Raw genomic sequence first — 3,895 nt, forward strand, 5'->3', positions numbered from 1 at the left:
TGCTATGTATTTGTTTACTTTTATGCAGATATTTTTAAGACTATTCATATCTAAGTGATGATTATAATTTTTTACAACTGTGTTCCTAACACTGAAAGCATTTTCTATAGTGAATTAACTGAAAAAACACTTGTGAATTTTCAATTTGTACAACTTTTGGGATTCACTTCAGAATAGGTGTCTTTATATTAGACTATAGCTGGTATGTGAAAAGAGATATTTATCATCGCTCAATTCTCATTGAAAGTTCCTTTTCATTGAAAGTTCCTGTTTCTGGATTGTAGGTCCAGTGATGTGCGCTGCCTATGCATTCCTATCTGTTAGTGAGGTAAGGTGTTAGCCTGACGTTTTCAAGGCTGAGATTTGTCAGACTGTTGAGTCCTAACACCTTTTCACTCAAGAACAGCATGCAGCTAAGGATGCATTAGAAAAACTTGCTAAACATAAAAGAAAATAAGAGCCAATAACTTTCGTTATTGACTCTTTTTTTAATTATTAATGTCCACTTGGAACTCTCTTGCCAAGAAGAAGACGTTCAGTTGTAAGATCAGCACGAAGCAGATTAATAAAGATTATAAATAATGGAATATCCGCAAATAATAAAACTTTTGTATGGAACTTAAGTCCAAGAAGCGAACAAAAGGCAGCACCTAAACAGAAAGAAACAACCATTCCGCCATGTCTTGTCCATTTTTTAAGATAAGTCTTTTCATATGGCTTTCTCATCCATCTTGTAAAGAAGCTTCCAGTCTGTCTTACATGATTAGTAATAAAGATGGTAGCCATTCCGATGCCTTCAGCACTTCTGAATGTGTTAAATTGCATTGCACATAAGAAGTTGATGGTAATAGAATAAATCAAGGCCGGTGTATGAATGGGTGCAATAGCCAATGTCGTAATGACAAGCATATCTAAAAATACCAAAATGGTATCCCATCTTAATAGACGTTTCTTGCTGATAAGCCAGGCTGCCTGTTCAGAAATAATTGTACCGATAAAATAAGCACCAATTGATAAAAAGATGGACAATGCACTACTGAATTTCCTTGTTCCAATGGCAATGCCAAGAAGAGCAATATTAACAGTCTGAGCATTGGCAAATGAACCACCTTTTACTGAAATTGTAAATCCCCCATAAAATCCTGCAACAAAAATTAGTAATAAGAATACATAATATTTTTCACATTCTAAATATTTTTTTTCATCCATAACATATCACCGCGTTCATTATAGTTTTGTTTTGGTAAAAAATAAAGTTATATTTTCATGTAAACGCTTTATCACTTGATTAAATTTCATATTTGTGTTTAATAGTTATTATTAAACTAAAGGAGAAGTAGCTATGGATCAGATGTTCTGGACATGTGAGATGTGTGGACATAAAAATAGAATAGGTGAAACATTCTGCTCGCAGTGTGGTCATAAGGCGACAAATTTTGAAATATCTGAAGCTTTAAAACACGCTGGCGTGAAAGAAGAATCGGAGAGTGATTTTACACGAATCATGAAGAGAGCAGATCTTCCTCTTGAAGATGAGCACGAACAAGTTCCTTATAGAAGACGTGCACAAGAAGCAGAAATATCTGATTCTGTAAGGAAGTTAAGTGAGGAACTTAATCGTAAGAGACATTATCCTATTGTAGATAAAGCCACAAAGATCTTGCAGATTATAAGTGTTATTTGTTTATTGTTCTCTGTTGTCATGTATATAGTCAATGGCTACTACAATGGCATCGGAAAGATTGCTCATAATATTTATTCATCGATATGGCATTTGTTTGTTAATACGTACAATTATTTCTTTAATATTCAGTTTAACAATAATATGGTTGTACGCTTCTTCGCATTGATCTTCAAGAATCTTTCTAAGATGATTGAAATTATCATTAAAAATATTACCAACTTAACAAAGTCACTGTAGGAGGTACTTATGTTTTCATTGTTTTATAATTTAGCTAAAATCATCAATTTCATTAATGCTTCGGCAGTGATAGCCTTGCTTGTCATGATTATTGTTTCATTGTTTAAGCCAGTCAAGCTACCTAATTATGATGATATCTACGACTATGTCAAAAGATGCTTTATGGTATCACTTATTTTCATGTTTGCATCATGGCTTGTCGTTTCAGCACAGGATGAAACATCCATATTCAAGATGTATTCCACAATTGCCGGTGGATTTAGAGATATGGGAATGTTCTGGTTTGTAGTAGCTATCACGTATATGATTACACCTTTTGTGATCTCTATTGCTGGAAATGGAAGAGAAGAATTAAGAAAACCATTTAATCTCTTTAGAAACCATGCCTTTATCATGGGTGCAATTTGTGCACTTATTTCATTCTTATTAAAGATTGATTAATCTCTCTCATGAGAGATTTTTTTATTTACTTTATTTTTGTGCTATGAAATATCGGATGACATCTTTATTTTTTTAGAAAAAAAGAGTATCATGTCCTTATATTAAGGAGATATCATATATGAATTTCAATGTAAATAGTGCAAGAAATATTACACTTGTAATGGATTTTTATGAATTAACAATGTCTTATAATTATTTTAAGCAAGGCAAGAAGGACGAAGTTGTTTATTTTGATATGTTCTATCGTAAAAATCCCGATGATGGAGGAGTTGTTATTGCGGCAGGGCTTCAGCAATTGATTGAAGCTGTTCAAAACATGCATTTCTCTGATGGCGATATCGATTATTTGAGGGGATTAGGCGTATTTGATGAGGCATTCTTTGATTATCTAAGAAACTTCAAGTTCACTGGATCAATCTGGGCTGTTCCAGAAGGAACACCAGTGTTCCCTTATGAACCATTGGTAACTGTTAAGGCACCAATAATTGAAGCACAGATGATTGAAACATTCTTATTAGTAACAATCAATCATCAGTCACTTATTGCAACTAAGACAAGACGTATTGTCCAGGAAGCAAAAGGACGTCCAGTCATGGAATTTGGTGCAAGACGTGCACAGGGTTATGATGCCGCTACATATGGTGCAAGAGCAGCCTACATTGGTGGGGCAGCTGGTACAGCGACAGTATCTGCTGGAAAGATTTTTAATATTCCAGTTCTTGGTACAATGGCCCATTCATTTGTGCAGTCATTTGATAATGAATACGATGCATTCAAAGCCTATGCTGAAATTTATCCAGATAATTGTATTCTACTTGTAGATACTTATGACACATTAAAAAGCGGGGTACCAAATGCGATTGAAGTAGCAGAACAGGTACTTGAACCAATGGGAAAACGCTTGGCCGGTATTCGTATCGACAGTGGCGATATTGCTTACTTGACTAAGAAAGCGAGAGCTATGCTAGATGTAGCAGGCTTGACTGACTGCAAGATTTCTATTTCCAACTCACTAGATGAATATCTAATTCGTTCAGTGCTTGAACAGGGTGCTCAGATTGATTCCTTTGGTGTGGGAGAAAACATGATTACATCTAAGTCAGCACCAGTTTTCGGTGGAGTCTACAAGATGGCAGCTGTAGAAAGAGATGGAAAAATCATTCCTAAGATCAAGATCTCAGAAAATACTGAAAAGATCACAAACCCAGGATATAAGAAAGTCTATCGTCTTATTGAAAAAGAAACCAATAAGGCTATCGCAGACTTAATTACATTTGCGGATGAAATCATTGATCTTGATGATGACTTAACAATCTACTCTCAGCTAGATAAATGGCTTAACAAAACATTGCCAGCAGGAGAATTCAAGTTCTATGAATTACAAAAAGAAGTCTTCAAGGATGGTAAATGTGTATATCCTGAATTTACTCTTGATGAAATTAGAGAATACAAGAAAAAACAGGAAGAACTATTATGGGATGAAGTTTTCCGTTTAGAATATCCACATAAATATTATGTAGATCTATCAAGAAA

The 3,895-nt window shown here is 34.5% G+C and carries 4 protein-coding genes; 3 read left to right on the forward strand and 1 reads right to left on the reverse strand.

Features of this window, described 5'->3' with window-relative positions; all coding sequences use genetic code 11:
- Window positions 1-495: 495 nt before the first annotated feature.
- Window positions 496-1,209, reverse strand: a complete 714-nt coding sequence (locus J6L95_RS04485) for a YoaK family protein (RefSeq protein ID WP_287458302.1) — start codon at window positions 1,207-1,209, stop codon at window positions 496-498.
- Between the two features lie 133 nt (window positions 1,210-1,342).
- Here J6L95_RS04485 and J6L95_RS04490 point away from each other — a divergent pair, with 133 nt between their 5' ends.
- The 3 genes from J6L95_RS04490 to J6L95_RS04500 all read left to right on the forward strand — a co-directional run.
- Window positions 1,343-1,921, forward strand: coding sequence for a zinc ribbon domain-containing protein (locus tag J6L95_RS04490; protein ID WP_029070631.1), 579 nt, complete (start codon window positions 1,343-1,345; stop codon window positions 1,919-1,921).
- A gap of 9 nt (window positions 1,922-1,930) precedes the next feature.
- Complete coding sequence (locus J6L95_RS04495; RefSeq protein ID WP_029070630.1) at window positions 1,931-2,362, forward strand: hypothetical protein; 432 nt, start codon at window positions 1,931-1,933, stop codon at window positions 2,360-2,362.
- A gap of 118 nt (window positions 2,363-2,480) precedes the next feature.
- Window positions 2,481-3,895 (forward strand): nicotinate phosphoribosyltransferase (locus J6L95_RS04500; protein ID WP_287458303.1); only part of this gene is annotated, 1,415 nt, incomplete at its 3' end.

Origin of the sequence: Kandleria sp. (assembly GCF_017934775.1) — a bacterium.
In the GTDB taxonomy this organism is placed as follows: domain Bacteria; phylum Bacillota_I; class Bacilli_A; order Erysipelotrichales; family Coprobacillaceae; genus Kandleria; species Kandleria vitulina.

Excerpts from the sequence above, each read along its gene's own strand:
- J6L95_RS04485 (WP_287458302.1), bottom strand. The coding sequence starts at position 1,209 with ATGGATGAAAAAAAATATTTAGAATGTGAAAAATATTATGTATTCTTA.
- J6L95_RS04495 (WP_029070630.1), top strand. The coding sequence starts at position 1,931 with ATGTTTTCATTGTTTTATAATTTAGCTAAAATCATCAATTTCATTAAT.
- J6L95_RS04490 (WP_029070631.1), top strand. The coding sequence starts at position 1,343 with ATGGATCAGATGTTCTGGACATGTGAGATGTGTGGACATAAAAATAGA.